The organism is Lentzea sp. NPDC051208, assembly GCF_040682435.1.
Lineage (GTDB): Bacteria > Actinomycetota > Actinomycetes > Mycobacteriales > Pseudonocardiaceae > Lentzea > Lentzea kristufekii.
The window spans coordinates 1-25,858 of record NZ_JBFBAW010000037.1; the positions used below are offsets into that span (position 1 = coordinate 1).

The following is a 25,858-nucleotide window of genomic DNA, read 5'->3' on the forward strand; positions in this document are numbered from 1 at the left end:
CTGGGAACGCCGCGACGACATCCACGAAGCCTTCCTCGGCCTCGCTACCTGCATCATCTGTTACCGCCACGTCCAACGATTCTGTTAGGACCTCTAAGTGGAGCAATTCGGACACTGGGGGAATCAGTGCGCAACACCTTCGCCGTCGCGACGACGGCTGCGCTCGTGCTGACCGCGACGGGCGCTCCCGCCCTCGCGCAGGACGAGACCATCAGCATCACCGGCCGGGTCTTCGTCGACCGCAACGGCAACGGCACCTTCGACGAGGGCGACGGCGTGCAGATCGGTGGGCCCGGCGTCCGGGTCACCGACGAGGACGGGCGCACGACCGACCTCCCGGTCGGCCCCAGCGGCCGGTACAGGGTCGAGAAGCTGCGCAAGTCCACGTACAAGGTGGAGACCCTCAACCTCGTCAACTACACCACCACCAAGAGTTCCTACACGACCTCGGAGACGGTGACCGACGGCGACTTCGCGCTCGTCGGTCAGGTCGCGAAGGGCATCGCGTACGTCGATGCCAACGGCGACGGGACCAAGCAGGCGGACGAGAAGCCCGTCACCGAGGGGCTCAGGGTCACGGGCAACGCCAAGGACGGTTCCCCGGTCGACCTGACCAGGACCGCGGGTGCGGACGGCGCATACCGGTTCGACCTGCCGCTCGGCGACTACACGCTCACGGCTCCGCTGCTCAACGACCAGAACCTCGTCCTCGGCAAGCCCGAGGCCGTCACCGACATCGACTGGGCGACCGGCACCCGTGAGCTCACCGGGCAGACCGAGCAGGTCGACCTGCGCTACATCACCGCGGCGGCGAACATCACCGTCAAGGGCACGCTGTCGCCGGCCAAGGACGCCTACCTGATCGGCGAGGAGATCACCGCGAAGGTGCAGCTCGTCAACACCGGCAACGCGCCGGTCCTGCCGTTGATCGGGCTGGGGCAGTTCCACGCGAAGCTGATCCGGTACAGCGACAGCCTCGAAGCTGAGGCCGACACCCAGTTCGAGTTCAAGCGCAAGATCGTTCCCGGCGAGACGGTCGAGATCGAGCTGACGTTCGCGCCCACCGGCACCATCTTCACCAGCCTGCAGCTGGTCGTGTTCGACACGATGCGCGGCCTGAAGGACGTCGACGCGAGCGACAACTTCCTGCAGATCGCCACGAAGGTCGTCGAGAAGGGTGCGGAGACCACCGCCCCGACCGCGACGACCACCACCGCCGCGCCGGCCACGACCACCACCACGCAGGCCGTGGCCCAGGCGGGCAACAAGTCCGGCCTCGCGTCGACCGGCGCGTCACCGCTGGGCTTCCTGGCTCTCGGCGCCCTGCTGCTCGCGGCAGGCACGAGCGCGGTCTTCGTGGCGCGCCGCCGCCGGTCCTGACCACATAGGACCCGTCACGGTTAGTCTGCGGCATGGGCATCTTGGTGCATGTGCTGCTGACTGCCGTGGCGGTGTGGGTGGCGACCGCCCTCCCCGGCATCGACCTGGGCGAGGGTTCCACCGGGTCGAGGATCCTCACGCTGATCGGCGTCGCGGTGATCTTCGGCCTGGTGAACGCGATCGTGAAGCCGCTCGTGAAGTTCTTCGGCTGCCTGTTCTACCTGGTCACGCTCGGTCTCATCGGGCTCGTGGTGAACGCGCTGCTGTTCATGCTCACCGGGTGGCTGGCCGAGCAGTTCGACCTGCCGTTCCGCGTCGACGGCTTCTGGCCCGCGTTCTGGGGCGCCATCATCGTCGCCCTGACCGGCTGGGTCCTGAACGTGGTCTACGACAAGGTCACCGACAAGGACTGACAGCTCAACGAAAAAGGCCCTCGGTCCACAACGGACCGAGGGCCTTTCGCTTGCCTCGACTAGGCCTTCGCCTTGTCCTCGTCCGGCAGCGGCGTACCGGTCGGGACCTCGTCGGTCGGCGTGTCCGGCTTCTCCGTACCGCGCTTCACGGACTCGAGCAGCATCTGCGCCACGTCCACGACCTCGACGTGCGCTCCCGCCAGGCCGTCGGACTGACGCGCGGTCACGCCGTCGGTCAGCATCACGCGGCAGAACGGGCAGCCCGTCGCGATCTTCGACGGCGCGGTGGACAGCGCCTCGTCCACGCGGTCGACGTTGATGCGCTTGCCGATCCGCTCCTCCATCCACATGCGAGCGCCACCGGCGCCGCAGCACATGGACCGCTCCTCGTGCCGCGGCATCTCGCGCAGCTTCGCGCCCGACGCCCCGATCAGCTCACGCGGCGCCTCGTAGACCTTGTTGTGACGGCCCAGGTAGCACGGGTCGTGGTACGTGACGTCCTCGGTGACCGGCGCGACCGGCACCAGGCGGCGTTCGCGGACCAGCTTGTTCAGCAGCTGCGTGTGGTGCACGACCTCGTACGTGCCACCGACCTGCGGGTACTCGTTCGCCAGCGTGTTGAAGCAGTGCGCACACGTCACGACGATCTTGCGCTGACCGGCGGGCCGGTCCTCGAACACCGAGTTGAGCACCTCGACGTTCTGCTGCGCGAGCATCTGGAACAGGAACTCGTTGCCGGCGCGGCGGGCCGGGTCACCGGTGCAGGTCTCCTCCGGGCCGAGCACCGTGTACTTGACGCCCGCGGTGTGCAGCAGCTCGGCGACGGCACGCGTGGTCTTCTTCGCGCGGTCCTCGAACGCGCCGGCGCAGCCGACCCAGAACAGGTACTCCGCGTCGCCCAGCTCGCCTTCGAACACCGGCACCTCGAACTCGAGGCCCTCGGTCCACGCCAGGCGGTCCTTGGCGTTCTGGCCCCACGGGTTGCCCTTGTTCTCCAGGTTCTTGAACATGCCGCCGAGCTCGCTCGGGAAGTTCGACTCGATCAGCACCTGGTAGCGGCGCATGTCGACGATGTGGTCGACGTGCTCGATGTCCACGGGGCACTGCTCGACGCACGCGCCGCAGGTCGTGCAGGACCACAGCACCTCGGGGTCGATGACGCCCAGCTCGTCGGGGCCACCGATCAGCGGGCGCTCCGACTCGGCCATCGCCAGCACGTCGATGGACTCGAGGCGCTTCTTGTAGTCCTCGTACTTGTCCTCGGTCAGGCCGACCTCGTCACCGGCCATGTCCCGCGAGCCGCCCGCCAGCAGGTACGGCGCCTTGGCGTACATGTGGTCGCGCAGCTGCGTGATGACCAGCTTGGGGGACAACGGCTTGCCGGTGTTCCAGGCGGGGCACTGCGACTGGCAGCGGCCGCACTCGGTGCAGGTGGAGAAGTCGAGGACACCCTTCCAGGTGAAGTCCTCGACCTTGCCGACGCCGAACACGTCCTTGTCCGGGTCGGCCTCCTCGAGGTCCAGGACCTTGCCGCCGGACATCATCGGCTTCAGCGCGCCCAGAGCGACGCCACCGTCGTCCTCGCGCTTGAAGTAGATGTTGAAGAACGCGGAGAACCGGTGCCAGGCGACGCCCATCGTGAGGTTCCGGCCGACCACGATCAGCCAGATCATGCCGCTCAGCAGCTTGACCAGCGCCATCACCGACACCCAGACGGGCGCGGCGGGCAGGATCTGCGCGAGCGGCTGCGTCACGAACGACGTCCACAGCGGGGCGACCTCCAGGCCGCTCGACTGCTTGAACGCCTTGACCATCAGGATGCCGACGCCCTCGATGATCACGACGGCCTCGACGAAGTACGCGGACTTGAAGTCGGAGCCCAGGAAGCGGGAGACCCTGTCGGCGCGGCGCGGGTGGTTGCGCTGGCGGATGATCGCCAGGGCCACACCGCCGACGACCGTGCCGAGGCCCAGCAGTTCGATCAGCAGCAGCCAGACCGACCACGTGCCGATGATCGGCCAGTGGAAGTGCGGGTCGAACACCTCGCCGTACGCCTCGAACAGCACGGCGGAGCCGATGAGGAAGCCCCACATCACCATCCAGTGCCACGGGGCGACCGAGCGGAACTTCGCCATTCTGGTGTGCGCGACGAACTCGACGATCATCGTCTTCATGCGCGGCACGAACGGGCCCATGCGGGTGCCGTCCGGCTGGCCGAGCCGAATGATCTTGATCTGCTTCAGCACACCGGCGACGAACACGCCCCAGGCGACGACGCTCACCGCGACGGCGACGAGTCCGAGAACCAGCTGGAGGGTCATGGCGGGATTCTAGGCCACGTTACCGATGAGTAACCACTTGGACGTGGCCGGTGTCTCCTCACGTACCGGTCAAGTATCCGGAAATTGATCAAAAACTTGTGGAACACTTGTTCAGGTAGTTGTCCTGAGCAGCCGGAGGCCGCCGTGTTGTACCTGTATCTCGCCGCGGCGATCGTGGCGGAGGTCGCCGCCACCGTGTCGTTGAAGTTGTCCGAGGGCTTCACCAGACTGTGGCCGTCCGTGGTCGTCGTCGTCGGTTACGCCATCGCCTTCACCGTGCTTTCGCGCGCGTTGAAGTTGGGTATGCCCGTGGGCGTCGCATACGCCGTGTGGTCCGCCATCGGTGTTGCGTCGGTCGCGATCATCGGCTGGAAGTTCCTCGGCGAAACCCTCAATCCCACGATGGTCATCGGGCTGGTCCTGATCATCGGAGGCGTGGTGACGCTCGAACTCGGGAGGACGCACTGACCGCGGCAGTGGAGTTGCAGAAGGTCGACGGACGCAAGGCGCGCGGTGAGAAGAAGCGGCGCGCCATCGTCGAGGCCACCCTGCGCGTGATCGAACGCGACGGCGTCGCGGGCGTGACGCATCGCAGCGTCGCCCGTGAGGCGGGCGTGCCGACGACGGCACCCACCTACTACTTCGCGACGCTCGACGACCTGCTGATCGCGACGCTGCTGTGGTCGGCGGAAGAGCTGTGCGACGACATGCTGAAGATCGTCGCGAGCGGCGGCAGCGCCCGCGAGATCGCGCAGAGCCTGGCGAAGGCGGTCAACGAGAACCGCGGCCGCACGCTCGCCGAGTACGAGCTGTACCTGCTGGCGGGCAGGCGTCCTGAGCTGAAGCAGGCTGCGCGCCGGTGGCTGGACCTGGCCGTGGAGGTGGTGCGGCCGGCGGATCCCGTCGCGTTCCGGGCGTTCCTCGCGGCCATCGACGGGCTGCTGTTGCAGGGCCTGATCGCCGACGTTGCTCCGAACGGGGACGAGCTGGAGCCAATCGTGTCCTTCTTGATCCGCGGCTGCGACGATTTCACGGTCGCCCCGCGGGAAGAATGAGGTCATGAAGTTCGCGCGAGAGGTGTCCGGCATCAGCCACGGGGTGAGCCTGGGGCTGCTCGCCGCGCTCTACGTGCGCGACTCGCTGGCGTTGTCGGTCGACGTCGAGCCGCACGTGCCGGGCCTGGACCCGTCGTTGCCGGTGCAGGTGCCGCTGGGCACCGACCGCGCCGCGGTGACCGCCGAGTGGCCGGGCTGGTGGAACGACGCGCTGGACGCGTGCCGGCGTGGAGCCGAACCCCTGACCGCCGAGGACGCCGAGGCGCTGCTCACCCGCCCGGCCAGCCGTGCCGTGGTGGTCGCGCTGAAGCCGGGCATCGAGAAGCTGCACCAGGTGCAGAGCCCCGCCGCGTTGCCGATGGGCGACGTGCTGCGCGGCATCGAGTCTCGCATCGGCCGGTGGGCGCAGAGCGTCGAGCTGCACATCGCCGAGGTGCCGGTGGACGGCCTGCTGTGGGAACGGATCGCTCCCGCGCACGTGCTGGCGTCGACGAGGTTCCTCAACGACCCGGCGCGCACGGCTCCCGCGTTGCGCGCGGTGCTCGAAGACCTGGTCTGAGAGCCGGGTAGGGACAGCCCCACCCCCTCTCCGGGGGCTTGCAGCCGTGTGACCGAGCGCCGCCACCTCTAGTTTTGTGCTCATGATGAGGACGGCGCTGGTGGCGTTGCTTGCGGGGGCGGTGCTCACAGGACTGACTGGCTGTGGCATTCGCATCATGAAGTACGAGTTCTCCGACGACCACGCCGTCGCGGAGAAGATCACCTCGGTGAAGGTCCGCAGCGACCAGGACTCCGGGGACGTGACGATCCGGTACCAGCAGGGCCTGAGCGAGACGAAGGTCCACCGCAGGGTCGAGCACGAGCGGGACAACAAGCCGTCGGGCATCGCACACCGCGTCGAGGGCAACACGCTGGTGCTGGACGGCTGCGGCAGGGACTGCGAGATCAACTACGAGGTCCTGGTGCCGTCCGCGGACACGACGGTGGTCGGTGACATCGGCTCGGGGGACGTGATCGTCGAGGGGCTGGCCTCCGTCGAGTTCCTGACCGGTTCCGGCAGGATCACCACCCGCGACATCTCGGGGGACGTCAAGGTGAAGACCGGGTCCGGTGGCTTCGAGGGCACCAGGATCGGTGGCGCGGTCACGGCCGACATGGGGTCCGGCCGGATCGTGCTGACCGCGGTCAAGGGCAAGGCGCTGCTCGACACCGGTTCCGGGGACATCGAGGGCACCTCGCTGGAGAACGAGGTGATCGCCAAAGCCGACTCCGGGGGAATCGCCCTGACGTTGTCGGCGGCGAAGTCGGTGCGGGCCAACAGCGGGTCCGGCGACGTCACCGTCCGGGTGCCGGGGGGTCCGTTCAAGATCACCGGATCGTCGGGCAGCGGTGAGCGTGCGATCCACGTCCCGACCGATCCCGGCGCGGCGCTCGAACTCAGCCTGACCGCCAGCTCCGGGGACGTGCAGGTGTTCGCCGCCTGAGTTCGATCAGGGGGACTGTGTCGAGGGCCACTCCACAAGGGGTGGCCCTCGGTGCGTTGTGAGGGAACAAGCAGACCTTGTCGGCCGTTGGGACAGTCAGAAAGCTTGAGTCGGGTAGGCTCAACGTTGGGTGGGATGGCAAACTTGAGCCAGCAACGCTCAACAAGTACTAGCGGAAGGAACTCCAATGGCGCGTGCAGTCGGCATCGACCTCGGGACGACCAACTCGGTCGTCGCAGTCCTCGAAGGCGGTGAGCCGACGGTCATCGCCAACTCGGAGGGCTCCAGGACGACCCCGTCCATCGTCGCGTTCGCCAAGAACGGCGAGGTCCTCGTGGGTCAGCCCGCGAAGAACCAGGCCGTCACCAACGTCGACCGCACCATCCGGTCGGTCAAGCGTCACGTCGGCACCAACTGGCAGACCGACGAGATCGACGGCAAGAAGTACACCTCGCAGGAGATCAGCGCGCGCGTGCTGATGAAGCTCAAGCGCGACGCCGAGGCGTACCTGGGCGAAGAGATCACCGACGCGGTCATCACCGTCCCCGCCTACTTCGAGGACGCGCAGCGCCAGGCCACCAAGGAGGCCGGCCAGATCGCGGGCCTCAACGTGCTCCGCATCGTCAACGAGCCGACCTCCGCCGCTCTGGCGTACGGCCTCGACAAGGGCGAGAAGGAGCAGACCATCCTGGTCTTCGACCTCGGTGGCGGCACGTTCGACGTCTCGCTGCTCGAGCTCGGTGACGGCGTCGTCGAGGTCCGCGCGACCTCCGGTGACAACCACCTCGGTGGCGACGACTGGGACCAGCGCGTCGTCGACTGGCTGGTCGACCGCTTCAAGCAGGCCAACGGCATCGACCTGACCAAGGACAAGATGGCCCTCCAGCGCATCCGCGAGGCTGCGGAGAAGGCCAAGATCGAGCTGTCGAGCTCCAGCAACGCCTCGATCAACCTGCCCTACATCACGGTCGACGCGGACAAGAACCCGCTGTTCCTCGACGAGACGCTGTCCCGCGCCGAGTTCCAGCGCATCACGAACGACCTGCTCGAGCGCACCCGCGCGCCGTTCAACAACGTGATCAAGGACGCCGGCGTCTCCGTCGGCGACATCGACCACGTCGTGCTCGTCGGTGGCTCGACCCGCATGCCCGCCGTCGCGGAGCTCGTGAAGGAGCTGACCGGCGGCCGCGAGCCCAACAAGGGCGTGAACCCGGACGAGGTCGTCGCCGTCGGCGCCGCCCTGCAGGCCGGTGTCCTCAAGGGTGAGGTCAAGGACGTCCTGCTGCTCGACGTCACCCCGCTGTCCCTCGGCATCGAGACCAAGGGCGGCATCATGACCAAGCTGATCGAGCGCAACACCACGATCCCGACGAAGCGTTCCGAGACCTTCACGACGGCGGACGACAACCAGCCGTCCGTGCAGATCCAGGTCTTCCAGGGTGAGCGCGAGATCGCGGCGCACAACAAGAAGCTCGGCATGTTCGAGCTGACCGGCCTGCCGCCCGCCCCGCGTGGCGTGCCGCAGATCGAGGTCACCTTCGACATCGACGCGAACGGCATCGTCCACGTGTCGGCGAAGGACCTGGGCACCGGCAAGGAGCAGTCGATGACGATCACCGGTGGCTCCGCGCTGCCGAAGGACGACATCGACCGCATGGTGAAGGACGCCGAGGCCCACGCGGAGGAGGACAAGCGCCGCCGCGAGGAGGCCGAGGTCCGCAACCAGGCCGAGACGCTCGTCTACCAGACGGAGAAGGTCGTCAAGGAGAACGACGACAAGCTCCCGGCCGAGATCAAGGACAAGGTCAACGCCGCGATCGCCGAGGCGAACGAGGCGCTCAAGGGCACCGACATCAACGCCATCAAGACGGCGGTCGAGAAGCTCGCGACCGAGTCCCAGGCGATCGGCCAGGCCATCTACGCCAACGCTCCGGGTGCCGCCGGTGCCGAGGCCCCCGGCGCTGACGCTCCGGGTGCCGCTGGTGCGGGCGCCGGTGCCAAGACCGGCCAGGACGACGTCGTCGACGCCGAGATCGTGGACGAGGACGAGAAGAAGTGACCGAACCGAGGCATGCCGCCCCTGACGAGGAGCAGCCTCAGGTAGTCGTGAACGACCGGCGCCGGATCGACCCCGAAACGGGCGAGGTCCGGCCGTCGGCCCACGCTGCCGAGGACAGTGCTCCGGTAGAAGAGCCCCTGGTCGCCGAGGTCGTGGACGAGGTGGCCGCCGAGCTGAAGACCCAGCTCGACGAGCGCACCGCCGACCTGCAGCGGCTCACCGCCGAGTACGCGAACTACCGCAAGCGGGTGGAACGCGACCGGGAAGCGGTGATCAACAACGCGAAGGCGTCCGTCGCCTCCGAACTGCTCTCCGTGCTGGACGACATCGAGCGGGCCGCCGCCCACGGCGACCTGACCGGTGCCTTCAAGGCGGTGGCGGACAAGCTCGTGTCCGCGCTGCAGAAGACCGGCCTGGAGCCGTTCGCGCACGACGGCGAGGCGTTCGACCCGTCGGTGCACGAGGCCGTGCAGCACAGCACGTCCCCGGACGTCGACGGCCCGACCGTCACTGCCGTTCTGCGTCGTGGCTACACGTTCGGCGACAAGCTCGTCCGGCCCGCGCTCGTCGCGGTGACCGACCACGAGCCCGCCGCACCGTCCGAAGAAGCCTAGGGAGGAGGAGCCGTCCGGTGAGTCAGAGGGACTGGATCGAGAAGGACTTCTACCGCGAGCTGGGCGTCTCCTCCGAGGCGACCGCGGACGAGATCAAGAAGTCGTACCGCAAGCTCGCCCGCGAGCTGCACCCCGACGCGAACCCCGGTGACGCCAAGGCCGAGGCCCGCTTCAAGGCGGTCTCCGAGGCCTACGGCATCCTGTCGGACCCGGCCAAGCGCAAGCAGTACGACGAAGCCCGTCGCCTGTTCGCGGGCGGCGGCGGGTTCCCCGGCTCCGGTGGCTTCGGCTCCGGCGGGTTCGACGTCAACGACCTGTTCGGTCGCGCCGCGCAGGGCACCGGTGGCGGTGGCCTGGGTGACCTGCTCGGCGGGCTGTTCAACCGGCGCGGCGGCGCGGCGGCGGGTTCGCCCACGCGTCCGCGCCGTGGTGAGGACGTCGAGACCGACGTCCGCATCGACTTCACCGAGGCGGTGAAGGGAGCGACGGTGCCGCTGCGCCTGTCGTCCCCCGCCGCCTGCACGACGTGCAACGGTTCCGGTGCCAAGCCGGGCACCACGCCGCACACCTGTGCGACGTGTGCGGGTTCCGGCCTCGTCACGCGGTCGCAGGGCGCGTTCGCGTTCAGCGAGCCGTGCCGCGACTGCCGCGGCACCGGCCGGATCATCGACGACCCGTGCCTCGAGTGCGGTGGCGACGGTGTCAGCACCCGCAGCCGCACGCTGACCGTCCGGATCCCCGCCGGGGTCGCCGACGGCCAGCGGATCCGCCTTGCGGGACAGGGCGAACCGGGCCGCAACGGTGGGCCGAGCGGTGATCTGTTCGTGCGCGTGCACGTCAACCCGCACAGCATCTTCGGGCGTCAGGGCAACGACCTGACGCTGACGGCGCCGATGACGTTCTCCGAGCTCGCGCTCGGAAGCACGTTGACCGTGCCCACGCTCGACGGCAAGGTTTCGTTGAAGGTGCCCGCCGGCACCGCCTCCGGGCGGGTGCTGCGGGCGCGGGGCAAGGGGATCACGAAGCGGGACGGGACCGCGGGCGATCTCCTGATCACCCTGGAGGTCGCGGTGCCGAACAACCTGTCGTCCGAGGCCCGCAAAGCCCTCGAGGCGTATGCGGACGCGACCAAGGACCACGACCCGCGCGGCGATCTGAACGCACTTCTTGAAGGGCGGTGAGTTCGGTGGGTTTTCCGTTCCCCCCGGGGACCGATGAGGACACGCCGTTCTTCGTGATCTCGGTGGCAGCCCAGCTGTCGGGCCTGCACGCCCAGACCCTGCGGTCCTACGACCGGATGGGCCTGGTCTCGCCGGGCCGCACGTCCGGTGGTGGCCGCCGCTACTCGATGCGCGACATCGTGCTGTTGCGCGAGGTCCAGCGCCTCTCGCAGGACGAGGGCGTGAACCTCGCCGGCATCAAGCGGATCATCGACCTGGAGAACCAGGTGGACGCCCTGCGGTCGCGGGTCGCCGAGCTCCAGCAGGAGCTCGCGCAGGCGATGGCGGCGGCGGACTCCGCGGCCGCCGCGGTGCACGCCTCCTACCGGCGGGACCTGGTCCCGATCCGGCGGGAGACCGCCCTCGTCGTGTGGAAGCCGAAGCCGCGCAAGTGATCGAGCGTCTCTACGAGGTCTTCGCGGCGCCGCGTCCGCGAGTGGTCGCCCACTGCGACCACTGCGTGGACGCGGCGAGCGTCGCGCCGTTCACCACCGTGCCGTTGCGCGAGTTGACTTCCGGCCAGGTCGAGAAGTTCTGGCTGAAGTCGGGCACGATCGGCGACGAGGCCTTCGTGCGGTACCTGCTTCCGCGTGTGCTGGACCTGATCGCACTCGGCGAGCTCGAAGCGGATTTCTTCTGGCTGCGCCTGGCGGCCGAGGTCCACGCGAAGGGTGATCCGCGGGAGCGGTCGGCCGTGCAGGACTACTTCCTCGCCACGCCGATAGCGTTGGCGGGACTGGTGCGGGAAGGGCCGGACGAAGGGCCGTTGGCCGAGTGGCTGCACCGGCCGGAAACCCTTGCCGTGCTGGAAGAATCCGCATTGGCCGGACCAGACCCCGACGGCGTCCTGTCCGAAGCCCATTCGAAGCTCGAAGTTCAGCTCTCGTCGAAGTAGAACCCGGCCTCCAGGTCTTCCAGGACGCCGGGTTCTTTCGGCTGCCAGCCCAGCAACGCCTGCGTGCGCGCACCGGACGTGGGTGCGTCCCGCGAGACCATGAACGCGAGCGGGCCGAAGTGCTCCTGGGCGCGTTCCTCCGGAATGCTCTCGACGGGCACGTTCAGCTTCCGGCCGATGACCTCGGCGATCTCCCGCATCGTCACGGCCTCCTCCGCGACCGCGTGCAGCACCGAGCCGGCGGGGGCCTTCTCCGCGGCCAGCCGGTAGAGCCTCGCCGCGTCCAGCGTGTGCGTGGCCGACCAGCGGTTCGTGCCGTCGCCGGGGTAGCCGGACACACCGGTGGCGCGGGCGGTCCTGACCAGGATCGGGATGAAACCCGCCGTGTCCAGTGCACTGTGGACGGTCGGGGGCAGCACGACGACCGAGCCCCGCACGTCCTGCGCGTCGATGACGGCGTTGCGCGCGGCGCCGCGCGGGCCCTCGCTCGAAACCCGCTCCTCCTCGGTGGCGGTGCGGCCCAAGCCCGAGTACGACAGCGTGCCGGCGGTGCCGATCAGCGCCTTGCCGGTGCCGGAGAGCTCGTCCAGGAACGCCTGGACGACGGCGAGATCGGCGTCGGAGGCGCCCTGGTAGTCGCCCGCGTACATCTCGTCGTGCTTGAACGCCAGGTGGATCACGGCGTCCGCCTCCGCCGCGCCCTTGCGCAGACCGTCGAGGTCGTCCAGGTCGCCGAGCCGGACCGCGGCGCCCTGGGCGTCGAGCTTGGCGGCGGAGGCGTCGGAACGGGCCAGTCCGACGACCTGGTGTCCCGCTCGCAGCAGTTCCGGAACCAGCGCGGAGCCGACGTGGCCGCTGGCACCCGTGACGAAGACCTTCATGGCACTTCCTTCAAGTGATGGGACTTGGTCTTATCACCGTAGCAGAGTGATGGGACTGAGTCGCATCACTTAGGATGTGAGCCATGGGTCGATGGGAGCCGGACGCGCGGGAGCGGTTGGTGCGCGCCGCACTCGACCTGTTCAGCGAGCAGGGGTACGAGAACACCGCGGTCGCGCAGATCGCCGAGCGTGCGGGCCTCACGAAGAGCACGTTCTTCCGGCACTTCCGGGACAAGCGCGAGGTGCTCTTCGGTGGCCAGGACGTGCTGGCCGAGCTGATGACCGGCGCGATCTCCGGCGCCCCCGCGCAGGCAGGGCCGCTGGAGGCGGTCGAGGCGGCGCTGATGGCGACGGCCGGGACGTTCACCGACGAGCGCCGGGCGCACGGGCCGCAGCGGCTCGCGGTGATCGCGGGCAACGACGAGCTGCGCGAGCGGGCCGCGTTGAAGATGGTCGGATTCGCCGTCGCGATGACGGACGCGCTGAAGCAGCGCGGCGTGCCGGAACTGGAGGCCGCCGTGGCCGCGGAGCTGGGCGTGCTGGCCTTCAACCACGGCTACGAGCGCTGGCTGGAGACCGGCGGGGACTTCGCGGAAGTCGCCCGCCGGACGTTCAGCGACGTGCGCGTGGCCCTCGGCTCACTTGAGCGAGCCGAGTAGTTCCTCGACCTCGGCGGCGATGCGGTCCAGCGCCTGGTCGTTGTCGTGGGCGGCGATCGCGCGGTCCATCCAGTCCGCGATCAACGGCATCTGCTCGGGCCTGAGGCCGCGCGTCGTGATGCCCGGCGTGCCGAGCCGGATGCCGGACGGGTCGAACGGCTTGCGGGTGTCGAACGGGACGGCGTTGTAGTTCAGCTCGATGCCCGCGCGGTCGAGCGCCTGCGCGGCCGGCTTGCCGCCGATCAGCTTGGACGTCAGGTCGATCAGCACCAGGTGGTTGTCCGTGCCGCCCGACACCAGGTCGAACCCGCGCTCCAGCAACGCCTCCGCGAGCGCCTGCGCGTTCTTCACGATCATGTGCGCGTAGTCGCGGAACTCCGGCTGCGAGGCCTCCTTGAGCGCCACGGCGATGGCGGCCGTCGTGTGGTTGTGCGGGCCGCCCTGCAGGCCGGGGAAGATCGCGCGGTCGATCGCCTTCGCGTGCGCGGCGTCGGTGAGGATCATGGCGCCGCGCGGGCCCCTGAGCGTTTTGTGCGTGGTCGTGGTGATCACCGGCGCGTGCCCGACCGGCGACGGGTGCGCGCCACCGGCGACGAGCCCGGCGATGTGCGCGATGTCGGCGACCAGCAGCGCGTCGACCTCCCGCGCGATGTCCGCGAACGCCGGGAAGTCGATGGTGCGCGGGATCGCCGTGCCACCGCAGAAGATCACCTTCGGGCGTTCGGCGAGCGCGAGCGCGCGGACCTCGTCCATGTCGACGCGGCCGGTGTCCTTGCGGACCTCGTACTGGACGCTGCGGAACCACTTGCCGGTGGCCGAGACGCTCCAGCCGTGCGTGAGGTGGCCGCCCATCGGCAGGGCCATGCCCATCACGGTGTCGCCCGGCTGCAGGAACGCCAGGTACACGGCGAGGTTCGCCGGGGAACCCGAGTACGGCTGGACGTTCGCGTGGTCGACGCCGAAGAGCGCCTTCGCACGGTCCTGAGCCAGCAGCTCGACCTGGTCGATGACCTGCTGGCCCTCGTAGTACCGCTTGCCGGGGTAGCCCTCGGAGTACTTGTTCGTCAGCACCGAGCCCGTTGCCTCGAGCACGGCCGCCGACACGTCGTTCTCGGACGCGATCATGCGCAGCTTGCGGGCCTGGCGGTGTTCCTCGGCCTGGATCAGGGTGGCGATCTCGGGATCGACTTCGCGCAGCACGGCATCACTCCGTGCCGGGCACCCAGGCGTTCGGTGCGCTCGGCCGTCGCTTCCCGGTGGTCACTTCCACCCTCGGCACGCCAGTCGCTTTCGACGTGCCGAGTTTAGTCCAGCGTGAACGGGTCGTACTTGATCCGGTCGAGGGGAGTTCCGGCGACCAGCATGCGGGACACCGTCGATCTGATCATGGCGGGGCTGCCGCAGACCAGGACGTCGCGGTCTTCCCACGCGCCGTAGCGGGTGACCACGTCGGCGAGGCTGCCCTGCTCGACACCCCGGACGCCCGGGTCGGACTCCAGCACCGGCACGACCGTGAGCCACGGGTTCGTGGTCGCGATGCGCTGCAGGTTGTCCAGGTCGTAGAGGTCCTCGCGGGTGCGGCCGCCGTAGAACAGGTGCACGCGCGGGTTCTCGCCGTACTGCGCCATCTCGTCGATGATCGCGTGCATCGGCGCGACACCCGTGCCACCGGCCACCATCAGGATGTCCGTCCCGGCCGTGCGGTCGACCGAGAGACGCCCCATGGGCGGTCCGATGCGCCACGTGTCACCGGCCTGCGTGTGGCCGACCACCGAGCGGGACACCCAGCCGCCGTCGACGGACCGGATGTGGAACTCGATGACGCCGTCCTCGCGCGGTGCGTTCGCCGGCGTGTAGTACCGCCACAGGCGCTTGCGCTGGGGCGTCTCCACGCTGACGTACTGACCGGCCTTGTAGCTCACCGGGTGGTCCGGCTGCAGGCGCACGACGGCCAGGTCCCACGAGACGCGCTGGTGCTCCAGCACCGTCGCGTGCCAGTAGGCGGGCCCGTTGTCGGCGTCGGCCGCCTCCTGCATCGCCCTGGCCATGAGGGTGTAGGCCTCGGCCCACGCCATCTCGACCTTGGGCGTCCAGGCGGCGCCGGAGAACTTCTTCACCGCGGACAGCAGTGCCGTCCCGACCGCCTCGTAGTGGACGTTGATGACACCGAACTTCCGGTGGTCACGACCCAGCTGACGCAGGAAGGGGATGAGGTCGTCCGGGCGGTCGACCATCTGCACCACGTGCACGAGGGCGCGCAGCAGACGGCTGCGTTGCACCTCCATGTTCGCGGGGAACATCTCGCGTGTGGCAGGCGAGAGCGAGAAGAGCATTCCGTAGAAGAACTTCGCCACTTCTTCGGAATGCGGCTCCACCACCGCGAAGCTCTCCCGGATCATCCGCACCATCGCGGTGACACCAGGCGGGGGCTCTCGGTGGGGCGGGGTAGGGATGGGGCTCAGCACAGCGTTCGCAGTCATGGTCCGCGCGCAGTCTCCACGTTCTTCATCGTCGTTCTGGGTGGCGCCGGCAAGGCGCCTTTCGTCCTCGTCAAGCATCCGTCCCCCGACAGGGTGGACAGTAACCCCTGATCGAGCCGTTTGACTCCTTGATGCCACCTTCGAGCGAAGCATGGTCACTCTAGGTGAGTAGTTGTTACCGCAACAGTGTGAATGTGAGGGCCCGTCTGTACCGGGTTGCGTGCTTGCGTGCTTGGGTTGGGCGCGTGTCCCTGCCTGAGCTGACTGAAACCACCTCACCCGACCGTGTTGAGCTCCCCGGCTCGCGCGGCGAGCACTTCCTCCAATGTGCCCTGGAGACGTCCGACCGCGCTACACGCTTCTACTCGGACCAGGTTCTCGATCACCTCAACCCCGCGATGGCCGAGTTCGTGGGGCGGATGGAGATGGCCTTCATCTCGACCGCTGATGCGGACGGGGAGTGCGACTCCTCGCTGCGTGCGGGGCCTGCTGGTTTTTTGCGGGTGATCGACTCTCGGACTCTCGTCTACCCCGAGTACCGGGGGAACGGGGTGATGGCCTCGCTCGGGAACATCATGGAGAACCCGCACGTCGGGATGCTGATGGTCGACTTCGCCGACGATCTGATCGGGCTGCATGTGAACGGGCGGGCTCGGATTGCTCCGCTCGAGGAGTTCGCCGTTGAGGGGGAGGCGGAGGCTGGGCCTGGGGGGAAGAAGGTCGAGCGGTGGGTGGTGGTGGAGGTTCAGGAGGCCTACGTCCACTGTCGTAAGCACATCCCTCGGATGGTGCCTGTGGATCGGGTTCGGCATTGGGGGACTGATGATGTTAAGCGGAAGGGTGGGGACTTCTTCGGGGTCAAGGCCGACAAGGCGAGTGGTGCCGGGGGCTGACGTCTGAGCTGGTGGTGGCCTTTGCCTGGCGCGACCTGGCGGGTGGGTCGCCTTGCGGGCGGCGACCTTGGGTTGCGTGTTTTCCCCTGGGGGCTCTGCCCTCAGACCCCCCGGCAATCTGATCGGGGGGTGGCGCCGTCCGTAGGTAGATGGCACGCCTGTTGCGTCGGGCGGCCGCCGTTTGCTTAGAGGGTGCGTTGGCGACGGGACCCCACCGCCCTTGCCTTGTGGAAAGACAGCTCGCCTTCGGCATCGTGTGCGATCAGGCGTGCGTGCGTATGCGACCTGGGCTCCAGTGGGTTCGGTGACCCTGGGTGTGATGCATCAGCCACTGTATTAGTTGGCCTAGCTAACTATCTCCAGATATAGTTGTATGACATCAACTAATTACTGGAGGTGTGCCGGTTTTGACTCGGCCCTCGTCGCATCGGGAGATCCTCGAAGCACTGTCCGGCATCTGGGTGGCGTTGCTGGTCGCGATCCTCAGCTCCACCATCGTTTCGAACGCTCTCCCGACGATCCTCGCCGAGCTCAAGGGCACGCAGACCCAGTACACGTGGGTCATCACGGCGATGTTGCTCGCGTCCACGGCCAGTACGCCGTTGTGGGGCAAGCTCGCTGATCTTTTTGACAAGAAGAAGTTGTTGCAGGCGGCGATCGTGTTGTTCGTCGTCGGCTCTGTGCTGGCCGGGTTCAGTCAGAACATGGAGCAGCTCATCTCGTTCCGGGTCGTGCAGGGGCTCGGCATGGGTGGGGTGCAGGCGCTGGGGCAGGTTGTCGTCGGTGCGCTGCTCAGTCCGCGCGAGCGTGGGCGGTACAGCGGGTACACCGGGATGGTGATCTCCGCCGGGACGGTCGGTGGGCCGTTGGTCGGCGGGTTCCTCGTCGACTGGCCCGGGTGGCGGTGGTGTTTCTTCGTCTGCGTGCCGTTGGCGCTGGTGGCGTTGGCCGTGTTGCACAAGACGTTGCACCTGCCGGTCAAGAAGCAGCGGGTGAAGATCGACTACCTGGGGGCCACGCTGATCACCGGTGGGGTGAGCCTGGTGTTGATGTGGGTGTCGTTCGCCGGGAAGGACTTCGCCTGGATCAGCGGGGAGAGTGCGCTGTTCGTCGGCGGGGCGGTGCTGGCGATTGTCGGGGCCTACTTCGTGGAGCGGCGGGCTTCGGCGCCGGTCATTCCGTTGCACCTGTTCAAGAACCGGACCGTGGTGCTGGCGATGCTCGGTGGTGTCGCGGTGGGGACGGCGATGTTCGGTGCCTCGGTGTTCATGGGGCAGTACTTCCAGATCGCGCGTGGGTTCTCGCCCACCAAGGCCGGGCTGTTGACGGTGCCGTTGGTGCTCGGGCTGAGCATCTCGTCCACGGTCAGCGGGCAGTTGATCGCCCGGAGCGGGAAGTGGAAGAGCTACCTGGTGTGGGGGTCGTTCTCGCTGGTCATCGGGCTGGCGTTGCTCGGGACGATCGACCACCGGACCAACCTGGTGCTGATGGGGGCCTATCTGGCGCTCGTCGGTGTCGGGGTGGGGCTGACCATGCAGAACCTCGTGCTGGCCGTGCAGAACGGGGTCGGGATGGCCGATCTCGGAGCGGCCAGTTCCACGGCCACGTTCCTGCGGTCGCTGGGCGGGACGGCCGGCGTCTCGGTGCTCGGGGCTGTGCTGGCCGCCTCCGTGAGCACCAAGACGCTCGACCCCGGCTCCCTCTCCCCCGTGGTGCGGGACTCCTACGGCGACGCGATGGGTGAGTTGTTCCTCATCGCCGCTGGTCTCGCGGTGTTCACGGTCATCGCGGTCCTGCTGATCAAGGAGCAGCCGCTGCGGGACTCGGTGGACGACGAAGTTGTCACTCCAACGGGTTCTGGTGCACAGACAGTCGCCACTGAAATCGGATCACCTGTGGATACTGACCAGCGTGTTGTGGACAACTCGACACCCGCTGTGGACAAGCTGTTGGTGCTTTCGAGTGACCGCGATCAGGAGGTTGCGGCGCGTTCGGCTGCGCTGCGTTCCACGCAGAACTCGTTGCCCTCCGGGTCGCGCATCGTCACCCAGCCGGTGCCGTCCGGCCTGCGCTGATCGTCGAAGATCGTCGCGCCGATGCCGACGAGGCGTTCCACCTCCTCGTCGCGGGTGAGGGCGACGGGCTGCAGGTCGAGGTGCAGGCGGTTCTTGAGCTCCTTGTTCTCCGGGACGTTGATGAACAGGTAGCGGATGCCGCTCGGCAGTTCGATCATGCATTCGGGGTTGCCGGGATTGTCGTCGGGGTGGATCGGCAGGTCCAGGACCTTGCTCCACCACGAGGCGATCTCGTAGGAGTCGCGGGCATCGATCGTGATGCTGTGGATGATGGACGTCATGGGGTGATCATCGCTCTGTCGGCGTGTGATCTGTACCGAATTCAAGGTTGAGCGGAACACGCTCAACTTTTCTGACGTTGTGCGGGATGATGGTCCATGCTTGAGGCTGACCACGAGGTGGAGGAATGGACGCTTTCAACCCGACGACCAAGACGCAGCAGGCTGTCTCCGCGGCGGTGCAGGCCGCGACGCTGAACGGGAACCCGGACGTGGGTTCCGTGCACCTGCTCAGTGCGCTGCTGGCGCAGACGGACGGGTTGACCGCGCCGTTGCTGTCGGCCGTGGGTGCCGACCCGGCGCAGGTGCGCAAGGAGCTGGAGCAGCTCTCCCGCTCGTTGCCCAGCGCCTCCGGCTCGACCGTGTCCGCCCCGCAGTTCTCGCGCGACGCCGTGCGGGTGATCGGCAGGGCTCAGGAGCTCGCCACCGAGATGGGTGACGAGTACGTGTCCACCGAGCACCTGCTCGTCGGGCTGGCGCAGCACGGTGGCCTGGTGGCCGACCTGCTGCGGCGGCACGGTGCGACGCCCGACGCGCTGACCGACGCCTTCGCGAAGGTGCGCGGGTCGGCGCGGGTGACGTCGGCCGATCCCGAGGGCACCTACAAGGCGCTGGAGAAGTACGGCGTCGACCTGACCGAACGCGCGCGCAAGGGTGAGCTCGACCCCGTGATCGGCCGTGACGCCGAGATCCGCCGGGTCGTGCAGGTGCTGTCGCGGCGCACCAAGAACAACCCCGTGCTGATCGGCGAGCCCGGTGTCGGCAAGACGGCGATCGTCGAGGGCCTGGCGCAGCGCGTCGTGGCCGGCGACGTGCCGGAGTCGTTGCGCGGCAAGAAGGTCGTCGCCCTGGACCTCGGCTCGATGGTCGCGGGCGCCAAGTACCGCGGTGAGTTCGAGGAGCGGCTCAAGGCCGTGCTGAAGGAGATCACCGACTCGGCCGGGCAGGTCATCACGTTCATCGACGAGCTGCACACGATCGTCGGTGCCGGCGCGACCGGTGAGTCGGCGATGGACGCCGGCAACATGATCAAGCCGATGCTCGCCCGCGGTGAGCTGCGCATGGTCGGTGCCACGACCCTGGACGAGTACCGCGAGCACATCGAGAAGGACGCCGCCCTGGAACGCCGCTTCCAGCAGGTGCTGGTCGGCGAACCCTCGGTCGAGGACACGGTCGGCATCCTGCGCGGGCTCAAGGAGCGCTACGAGGTGCACCACGGCGTGCGCATCACCGACGCCGCCCTCGTCGCCGCTTCGACGCTGTCCGATCGCTACATCACCGCGCGCTTCCTGCCGGACAAGGCCATCGACCTCGTCGACGAGGCCGCGTCCCGGCTGCGCATGGAGATCGACTCGCGGCCCGTCGAGATCGACACCGTCGAACGTGCCGTGCGGCGCCTCGAGATCGAGGAGATGGCGCTGGCCAAGGAGTCCGACCCGGCGTCGATCGAGCGGCTGCACGCCCTGCGCGCCGAGCTCGCGGAGAAGCGCGAGGAACTGTCGGCGCTGACGGCCAGGTGGCAGAACGAGAAGAGCTCCATCGACCGCGTGCGCGGCCTGAAGGAGCAGCTGGAGTCGTTGCGCGGCGAGTCCGAACGGGCCGAGCGCGACGGCGACCTCGGTCGTGCCGCCGAACTCCGCTACGGCCGCATCCCCCAGCTGGAGAAGGAACTCTCCGTCGCCGCGGAATCCACACAGGACGCCGCGATGCTGAAGGAGGAGGTCGGCCCCGACGACGTCGCGGACGTGGTGTCCGCGTGGACCGGCATCCCGGCCGGCCGTCTGCTGGAGGGCGAGACCGCCAAGCTGCTGCGGATGGAGGACGAACTCGCCCGCCGGGTCGTCGGCCAGGCCGAGGCCGTGCGGGTCGTGTCGGACGCGGTGCGCAGGACGCGCGCCGGAGTCGCCGACCCGGACCGCCCGACCGGCTCGTTCCTGTTCCTCGGCCCCACCGGCGTCGGCAAGACCGAGCTCGCGAAGGCGCTGGCGGCGTTCCTGTTCGACGACGAGCGGGCGATGATCCGCATCGACATGAGCGAGTACTCCGAGAAGCACTCGGTGGCCCGCCTGGTCGGCGCGCCTCCCGGCTACGTCGGCTACGACCAGGGCGGCCAGCTCACCGAGTCGGTCCGCCGCCGCCCGTACTCGGTCGTGCTGCTCGACGAGGTCGAGAAGGCGCACCCGGACGTGTTCGACGTGCTGCTGCAGGTCCTGGACGACGGCCGCCTTACCGACGGTCAGGGCCGCACCGTCGACTTCCGCAACACGATCCTGGTGCTCACCTCGAACCTGGGCTCGCAGACCATCGTGAACCCGACGCTGACCGAGCTGGAACGCAAGGACGCCGTCATGGCCGTGGTGCAACGGCACTTCAAGCCGGAGTTCCTGAACCGGCTGGACGACGTCGTGGTGTTCCACGCGCTCGCCACCGAGGAACTGACCTCCATCGTCGACATCCAGATCGCCCGCCTGGCGGACCGGCTCGCGGCTCGCCGCCTGACGCTGGACGTCACGCCGTCGGCGCGCGACTGGCTGGCCCTGAACGGCTTCGACGCGATCTACGGGGCCCGGCCGCTGCGGCGGCTGGTGCAGTCGGCGATCGGTGACCAGCTCGCGAAGGAACTGCTGGCCGGCGAGGTGCGGGACGGCGACAAGGTGCGGGTCGACGTGCTGGACGACAACAGCGGCCTGATCGTGGGCCGCACCGCGTGATGTTCGTGAGGTACCAGGCGGCGCAGGCCAACGCCAACGGGAACTTCCCCGGGGTCTTCGGACTGGTGAACGGCCTGCGCCGGCGCGGAGAGCTCACCGAGGAGCAGGAAGAGTTCGTGCGCGTCAACAACACCTGGTACAACGCCGCCTACACCGATCCGTCGACGGTCGACCCGACGGTCTACGACCGGGAGGTCAACCCCGGCGCCCGCGCGTGGTTCAAGGCGGAGGCGACACACCTGGTGGCACGTCTGCCGGGTTACCTCGCCCTCCTCGACGCGCACGGGGTGCCGTGGGAGCGACTGACCAGCGACGACCCCGGCCGGATCCTGTACGAGGACGCCGACCAGGTCGTCGTGGTTCCGCACCCGTCAGCGGCTTTCGATCGTCAACCCACCTGACATCACCGCGCGGATGTGGTCACCCGTGAGCAGGTCGTGCGGGTAGCCCAGGTCGATCGCACTCACGTCGTCGAGCCTCGTTGTCTGCTCGTCGGTCAGCTCGACCTCCAGGGCGGCGAGGTTGCCCAGCAGCTGTTCCGGCGTGCGGGCGCCGACGACGGGTGCCGTCACGCCGGGCCTGCGCAGGTTCCAGGCCAGCGCGACCTGGGCCGGCGTGCGATCCACTTCGGAGGCCACCTCCCGCACGACGTCCGCGATGCCGAGCGTGCGGGAGGTGACCATGCCCAGGCCCTCGTTGAAGCTCCTGCGGTTGCTGCCGGGCTCGGACTCGGGGGCGGAGTACTTGCCGGACAGCACGCCGCCGCCCAGCGGCGAGTAGGGGGACATCCCCAGCCCCAGGTTCCGTGCCATCGGGATCAGGTCGCGTTCGGCGCCGCGGTTGATGAGGCTGTACTCGATCTGCAGTGCGACCAGCGGTGACCAGCCGCGCAGGTCGGCGACCGCCTGCATGCGCGAGATCTCCCAGGCCGGGGTGTTGGACATCCCCACGTACAGGACCTTGCCCTGCCGGACCAGGTCGTCCAGGCCGCGCAGGACTTCCTCGAACGGTGTCAGCACGTCCCAGACGTGCACGTACAGCAGGTCCACGTGGTCCGTGCCCAGCCGGCGCAGGCTGTTCTCGACGGACGCGAACAGGTTCTTGCGGTGGGAGCCCCCGGAGTTCGGGTCGCCCGGCGTGCGCAGGGTCGAGTACTTCGTCGCCAGCACCAGGCTCTCGCGCCGGTCGTGGACGAGCTCGCCCAGCAGCTCTTCGGAGCCGCCGTAGGAGGCGGCGGTGTCGATGAAGTTGCCGCCGCGCTCGACGTAGATCTCGAACAACCTGCGGGCGTCGTCCGGTGCGGAGCCCCAGCCCCACTCGTTGCCGAAGGTCGCCGTGCCCAGGGCCAGCGGTGAGATCCGCAGCCCGGAGCGGCCCAGCAGCCGGTAGGTGTCGAGCGACATGGTGTTTCTCCCGTGATCGTGGTGTGGCGCCAGCCTGTGCTCACCGGGAGCAGGGAGTAAGGGAGGAGGTTTCCTGGGAACACGAGTCCTACCCGGACTGTTGAACGGACCATGCTCACCAGCGCCGTGGACGTGACGCAGGAGTTGGCCGCGTTCCTGAGGAGCAGGAGGGAACGGCTGGATCCGCAGGACTTCGGCCTGCCGTCGCGCAGGCGGCGGACTCCGGGGCTGCGCCGCGAGGAGGTCGCCGAACTGGCCGGGGTCAGCGTCGACTACGTCGTGCGGTTGGAGCAGGCTCGCGGGCTGCGGCCCTCGGCGGACGTGGTGGAGGCACTGGCCGGTGCGCTGCGCCTGACCCGCGACGAACGCGCCTACCTCTTCGGACTCGCCCGGCAGCGGCCCCGTGCCGAGGACCGGGCCGCCACCGAGGCGGCGCCGTCACTGGTCCAGCTGGTCGCCGACCTGTCGCCGAGGCCGGCCATGGTGATGAACCACCGCTTCGACCTCCTCGCGTGGAACAGCGAGATGACGAAGGTGCTCCTGGACTTCGACACGCTGCCGCCGTCCCGGCGAAACGCGATCTGGTTGTGCCTGCTGCACCCGGAGATCCGTGAGCTCTACGTCGACCGCGACCGCGTCGTGCGGGACGGCGTCGCCCACCTGCGCGCCGCGTGGGCCGCGCATCCGGAGGACGAGGTGCTGGCCGGCCTCATCGCCGAGTGCGTCACCGGCGACGAGCAGTTCGCCCGGCTGTGGGACTCGCAGGACGTCAGGCTCAACGGCCGCGGGGAGAAGGTCGTGCGGCATCCACGGGCCGGTGAGATCGCCCTGCGGTTCGAGACGCTCACACCACTGCAGAGTCCGGACCAACTGCTGGTGATCTACCGCGCGGCGGACGACGCGAGCCAGGTGGCGATGGACGGGTTGCGGTAGCTCCTCGACCGGTGGAAAGGCACACGCAGGTCACGACGCGCGGAAGTGATCTTCGTTCCTCGCCTCCGACCCACTAGGCTCTGGCTGTGGGCATACCGGCGTGGGTCTGGTTCACCGTCGCCGCGGTGGCGGGCGTGGCGGGGTTCGCCCTGCTCGCGACCGACCGGGCGCAACGAACCGCGCGTAATCGTGAACGGCGCCGTTGGGCTGCTCTGAGGGGCTGGCAGTTCGAGGAGACAGACCACGTGCTGCCGACCCGGTGGGAAGCCGGGGCCATCGCGTACTACGGCACGGGCCTCGCCCGTGACGTCGTCGCGGGCTCCACCTTCACCGCGGACGGCCGCAGGCAGGTCTACGTGCTCGATCACGAGACAGGCGGCAAGGTCAACTCGGTGCTGGTCGGCGTGCGCTGCCGCAGGGCGCTGTCGGTGGTGATCGAACTGTGGCTGTCGACCGTCCCGTTCCAGCGCGACAACGACAAGATGCCGATGCCCGACCTGCTCGGGCCGGTGGGGTCGCGGTACGCGTTCGTCACGGACGTGCCGGCGGCTCGCAAGATCATCACACCGGATCTGATCGACGCCGCCGAGGAGATCGGGGGCGACGTCACGGTCGTCTGGATGGAGAACGACTGGGTGCTGGCCGCCGCGCCGCCGAACTCGTCGCCCGCACGCCTCGAACGGCTGCTGCGCGACGTCGGTGAGCTCGCGGACGTCATCGACCCGTTCGACCCGGACCCGTCCGAGCGCGAGGAGCCGGTGGCCGAAGAGGACGAGGGTGGCGAGGTCTACCGCCCGTCGTTCGGCCGCAAGCAGCCCTGACGAAAACTTTCACCGAAGCCGCTGCCGGACACTCGGCAGCGGCTTTTTCGTGGCCCGCACGCCTGGGCCACGTGACGTTGGGTGATCAACAAGTTTTATGTACCGCCTGTCGTGGCGCCTCGACCAGCGCTATTCCAGACCGCGCCCATGATGGTGTGAGCTACATCACACTTCGCTCCGTGTAAAACATCGGCGCGCGATTCAGATACTCCGAGCAGCAAGTCCGTCGTGTCCCCGAACCCCCGGAGGGAAGCACGATGTACGGAGGAAAGATTGTCCCGCCCGCAGCCGTGGCAGGTACGGCGTCCGTCGTGACGCTGGCCAACACGGGTGCGTCTGTTGGTTGGCTGCTGTTCGGCGGTGTGGCGCTGGTCGTGTCCGGCCTCGCCCTGCGCCTGTTCGTGCTCCGTCGTCCGGCGAAGCACGAAGTGTGATCATCGGCGGCCTTCGGCCCCGGCGGCTTTCCGACTACCGTTCGGTGGCATGCCAACCGCACTGGTGACCGGATCGACCGTCGGGATCGGGGCCGCCTTCGCCCGCAGGCTCGCGGCCGAGGGATACGACCTCGTGCTGGTCGCGCGCACCGCGTCCGCACTCGAAGAACTCGCGAAGCAGCTGCATGATCGCCACGGCGTGAACGTGGACGTCCTGCCGGCCGACCTCAGCGACCACGACGACCGCCTGAAGGTCGAGCAGCGGCTGGCCGAGTCGGCCGTCGACCTGCTGGTCAACAACGCGGGCTTCGCGAACACCGGCGAGTTCTTCGCCGCGGACGTCGACGAGCTGCAGGCCCAGCTCGACGTCAACGTCACCACGGTGCTGCGGCTGTCCAGGGCCGCCATCCCCGCGATGATCGCGCGCGGCAAGGGCGACGTGATCAACGTGTCCAGCGTCGCCAGCTTCCTGCCCGGCCGCGGTACGAGCTACAGCGCCGACAAGGCGTGGGTGACGACGTTCTCCGAGGGCATGTCGCTCGCGGCTGAGGGCACCGGCGTGCGGATCATGGCGCTCGCCCCCGGTTTCGTGCGCACCGAGTTCCACAAGCGCGCGAAGATCGACATGTCGAAGACGCCGAACTGGCTCTACGTCGACGCCGACAAGCTCGTCCACGAGGCGTTGCGGGACCTGCGCCGGGGCAAGCCGCTGTCGATCCCGGGTCTGCAGTACAAGGCGATCGTGACCATCACGAGGCTGCTGCCGCGGCCGCTCGTGCGCAGGATGGCGTCGCGGTTCGCGGGTGGCCGCGGCCGCACGTGAGTGGAACCGTTCGGCCTAACGGTGCG

At 68.5% G+C, this 25,858-nt stretch carries 26 protein-coding genes and 1 riboswitch; of the genes, 20 read left to right on the plus strand and 6 right to left on the minus strand.

Going from position 1 to position 25,858, the window contains the following annotated elements:
• The first annotated feature begins 126 nt into the window (after window positions 1-126).
• Together AB0M48_RS44390 and AB0M48_RS44395 are read left to right on the plus strand one after the other, a co-directional pair.
• On the plus strand, window positions 127-1,380 hold the full coding sequence (locus AB0M48_RS44390; RefSeq protein WP_363855032.1) for an SdrD B-like domain-containing protein: 1,254 nt from the start codon (window positions 127-129) through the stop codon (window positions 1,378-1,380).
• A gap of 32 nt (window positions 1,381-1,412) precedes the next feature.
• A complete protein-coding gene (locus AB0M48_RS44395) occupies window positions 1,413-1,793 on the plus strand; it encodes a phage holin family protein (RefSeq protein ID WP_363855035.1) in 381 nt (126 codons plus the stop codon).
• Window positions 1,794-1,852: 59 nt separating this feature from the next.
• Here AB0M48_RS44395 and AB0M48_RS44400 read toward each other — a convergent pair whose 3' ends face one another.
• Entirely contained in the window at window positions 1,853-4,114 is a 2,262-nt protein-coding gene (locus AB0M48_RS44400; protein WP_363855038.1) for a (Fe-S)-binding protein, read from the minus strand.
• 144 nt (window positions 4,115-4,258) lie between these two features.
• Here AB0M48_RS44400 and AB0M48_RS44405 point away from each other — a divergent pair, with 144 nt between their 5' ends.
• From AB0M48_RS44405 to AB0M48_RS44445, 9 genes are all read left to right on the plus strand, one after another.
• Window positions 4,259-4,582, plus strand: coding sequence for a multidrug efflux SMR transporter (locus AB0M48_RS44405; protein ID WP_258946500.1), 324 nt, complete (start codon window positions 4,259-4,261; stop codon window positions 4,580-4,582).
• Between the two features lie 8 nt (window positions 4,583-4,590).
• Window positions 4,591-5,169, plus strand: coding sequence for a TetR family transcriptional regulator (locus tag AB0M48_RS44410; RefSeq protein WP_363855042.1), 579 nt, complete (start codon window positions 4,591-4,593; stop codon window positions 5,167-5,169).
• 4 nt (window positions 5,170-5,173) lie between these two features.
• Complete coding sequence (locus AB0M48_RS44415) at window positions 5,174-5,728, plus strand: hypothetical protein (protein ID WP_319983305.1); 555 nt, start codon at window positions 5,174-5,176, stop codon at window positions 5,726-5,728.
• Between the two features lie 157 nt (window positions 5,729-5,885).
• Window positions 5,886-6,653 carry a DUF4097 family beta strand repeat-containing protein gene (locus AB0M48_RS44420; RefSeq protein ID WP_363855045.1) on the plus strand — a complete coding sequence of 256 codons (768 nt, stop codon included), beginning with the start codon at window positions 5,886-5,888 and terminating at the stop codon, window positions 6,651-6,653.
• Between the two features lie 187 nt (window positions 6,654-6,840).
• Window positions 6,841-8,712 carry a molecular chaperone DnaK gene (gene dnaK, locus AB0M48_RS44425; protein ID WP_363855048.1) on the plus strand — a complete coding sequence of 624 codons (1,872 nt, stop codon included), beginning with the start codon at window positions 6,841-6,843 and terminating at the stop codon, window positions 8,710-8,712.
• Entirely contained in the window at window positions 8,709-9,326 is a 618-nt protein-coding gene (gene grpE / locus AB0M48_RS44430) for a nucleotide exchange factor GrpE (protein WP_363855051.1), read from the plus strand. The genes dnaK and grpE overlap by 4 nt, the downstream gene beginning before the upstream one ends.
• A 17-nt stretch (window positions 9,327-9,343) precedes the next feature.
• Complete coding sequence (gene dnaJ, locus AB0M48_RS44435; RefSeq protein WP_363855054.1) at window positions 9,344-10,507, plus strand: molecular chaperone DnaJ; 1,164 nt, start codon at window positions 9,344-9,346, stop codon at window positions 10,505-10,507.
• A gap of 5 nt (window positions 10,508-10,512) precedes the next feature.
• Entirely contained in the window at window positions 10,513-10,941 is a 429-nt protein-coding gene (locus AB0M48_RS44440; protein ID WP_363855057.1) for a helix-turn-helix transcriptional regulator, read from the plus strand.
• Window positions 10,938-11,441, plus strand: a complete 504-nt coding sequence (locus AB0M48_RS44445) for a hypothetical protein (protein WP_363855059.1) — start codon at window positions 10,938-10,940, stop codon at window positions 11,439-11,441. The genes AB0M48_RS44440 and AB0M48_RS44445 overlap by 4 nt, the downstream gene beginning before the upstream one ends.
• On the opposite strand, the gene AB0M48_RS44450 is transcribed toward AB0M48_RS44445, so the two are convergent.
• Window positions 11,423-12,322 carry an SDR family oxidoreductase gene (locus tag AB0M48_RS44450; protein ID WP_363855062.1) on the minus strand — a complete coding sequence of 300 codons (900 nt, stop codon included), beginning with the start codon at window positions 12,320-12,322 and terminating at the stop codon, window positions 11,423-11,425. The genes AB0M48_RS44445 and AB0M48_RS44450 overlap by 19 nt on opposite strands.
• 83 nt (window positions 12,323-12,405) lie before the next feature.
• Between AB0M48_RS44450 and AB0M48_RS44455 the strand changes: the two genes are divergently transcribed.
• Complete coding sequence (locus AB0M48_RS44455) at window positions 12,406-12,981, plus strand: helix-turn-helix domain-containing protein (protein ID WP_363855064.1); 576 nt, start codon at window positions 12,406-12,408, stop codon at window positions 12,979-12,981.
• On the opposite strand, the gene glyA is transcribed toward AB0M48_RS44455, so the two are convergent.
• Together glyA and AB0M48_RS44465 are read right to left on the minus strand one after the other, a co-directional pair.
• Window positions 12,961-14,181 carry a serine hydroxymethyltransferase gene (gene glyA, locus AB0M48_RS44460; RefSeq protein ID WP_363855067.1) on the minus strand — a complete coding sequence of 407 codons (1,221 nt, stop codon included), beginning with the start codon at window positions 14,179-14,181 and terminating at the stop codon, window positions 12,961-12,963. The two genes, AB0M48_RS44455 and glyA, sit on opposite strands and share 21 nt — an antisense overlap.
• 13 nt (window positions 14,182-14,194) lie before the next feature.
• Window positions 14,195-14,279, minus strand: a riboswitch (ZMP/ZTP riboswitch).
• 6 nt (window positions 14,280-14,285) lie between these two features.
• A complete protein-coding gene (locus AB0M48_RS44465) occupies window positions 14,286-15,389 on the minus strand; it encodes an FAD-binding oxidoreductase (RefSeq protein WP_363855070.1) in 1,104 nt (367 codons plus the stop codon).
• Between the two features lie 317 nt (window positions 15,390-15,706).
• On the opposite strand from AB0M48_RS44465, the gene AB0M48_RS44470 reads away from it, so the two are divergent.
• Both AB0M48_RS44470 and AB0M48_RS44475 read left to right on the plus strand, forming a co-directional pair.
• Entirely contained in the window at window positions 15,707-16,354 is a 648-nt protein-coding gene (locus AB0M48_RS44470; protein ID WP_363855073.1) for a pyridoxamine 5'-phosphate oxidase family protein, read from the plus strand.
• A gap of 407 nt (window positions 16,355-16,761) precedes the next feature.
• Window positions 16,762-18,429 (plus strand): MDR family MFS transporter, encoded by a 1,668-nt coding sequence (locus AB0M48_RS44475; protein ID WP_363855076.1) that lies wholly within the window; start codon window positions 16,762-16,764, stop codon window positions 18,427-18,429.
• Here AB0M48_RS44475 and AB0M48_RS44480 read toward each other — a convergent pair.
• Complete coding sequence (locus tag AB0M48_RS44480; RefSeq protein WP_363855079.1) at window positions 18,327-18,710, minus strand: VOC family protein; 384 nt, start codon at window positions 18,708-18,710, stop codon at window positions 18,327-18,329. The two genes, AB0M48_RS44475 and AB0M48_RS44480, sit on opposite strands and share 103 nt — an antisense overlap.
• Window positions 18,711-18,835: 125 nt before the next feature.
• Here AB0M48_RS44480 and clpB point away from each other — a divergent pair, with 125 nt between their 5' ends.
• Window positions 18,836-21,418, plus strand: a complete 2,583-nt coding sequence (gene clpB, locus AB0M48_RS44485) for an ATP-dependent chaperone ClpB (RefSeq protein WP_363855082.1) — start codon at window positions 18,836-18,838, stop codon at window positions 21,416-21,418.
• Window positions 21,418-21,819 (plus strand): hypothetical protein, encoded by a 402-nt coding sequence (locus AB0M48_RS44490; protein WP_363855183.1) that lies wholly within the window; start codon window positions 21,418-21,420, stop codon window positions 21,817-21,819. Before clpB ends, AB0M48_RS44490 begins: the two co-directional genes overlap by 1 nt.
• On the opposite strand, the gene AB0M48_RS44495 is transcribed toward AB0M48_RS44490, so the two are convergent.
• Complete coding sequence (locus tag AB0M48_RS44495) at window positions 21,790-22,821, minus strand: aldo/keto reductase (protein ID WP_363855085.1); 1,032 nt, start codon at window positions 22,819-22,821, stop codon at window positions 21,790-21,792. The two genes, AB0M48_RS44490 and AB0M48_RS44495, sit on opposite strands and share 30 nt — an antisense overlap.
• Before the next feature lie 111 nt (window positions 22,822-22,932).
• Between AB0M48_RS44495 and AB0M48_RS44500 the strand changes: the two genes are divergently transcribed.
• The 4 genes from AB0M48_RS44500 (at window position 22,933) to AB0M48_RS44515 (ending at window position 25,832) form a co-directional block, all read left to right on the plus strand.
• Window positions 22,933-23,754: a helix-turn-helix transcriptional regulator gene (locus AB0M48_RS44500; protein WP_363855088.1), complete on the plus strand. Its 822-nt coding sequence runs from the start codon at window positions 22,933-22,935 to the stop codon at window positions 23,752-23,754.
• A gap of 86 nt (window positions 23,755-23,840) precedes the next feature.
• The gene (locus AB0M48_RS44505; protein ID WP_319983291.1) at window positions 23,841-24,575 is read left to right on the plus strand and encodes a hypothetical protein; all 735 of its coding nucleotides are present in this window, start codon (window positions 23,841-23,843) and stop codon (window positions 24,573-24,575) included.
• A 257-nt stretch (window positions 24,576-24,832) separates the two neighbouring features.
• Window positions 24,833-25,009: an LPXTG cell wall anchor domain-containing protein gene (locus AB0M48_RS44510; protein WP_363855091.1), complete on the plus strand. Its 177-nt coding sequence runs from the start codon at window positions 24,833-24,835 to the stop codon at window positions 25,007-25,009.
• 49 nt (window positions 25,010-25,058) lie between these two features.
• The gene (locus AB0M48_RS44515) at window positions 25,059-25,832 is read left to right on the plus strand and encodes an SDR family oxidoreductase (protein ID WP_363855093.1); all 774 of its coding nucleotides are present in this window, start codon (window positions 25,059-25,061) and stop codon (window positions 25,830-25,832) included.
• The last annotated feature ends 26 nt before the right edge of the window (window positions 25,833-25,858 follow it).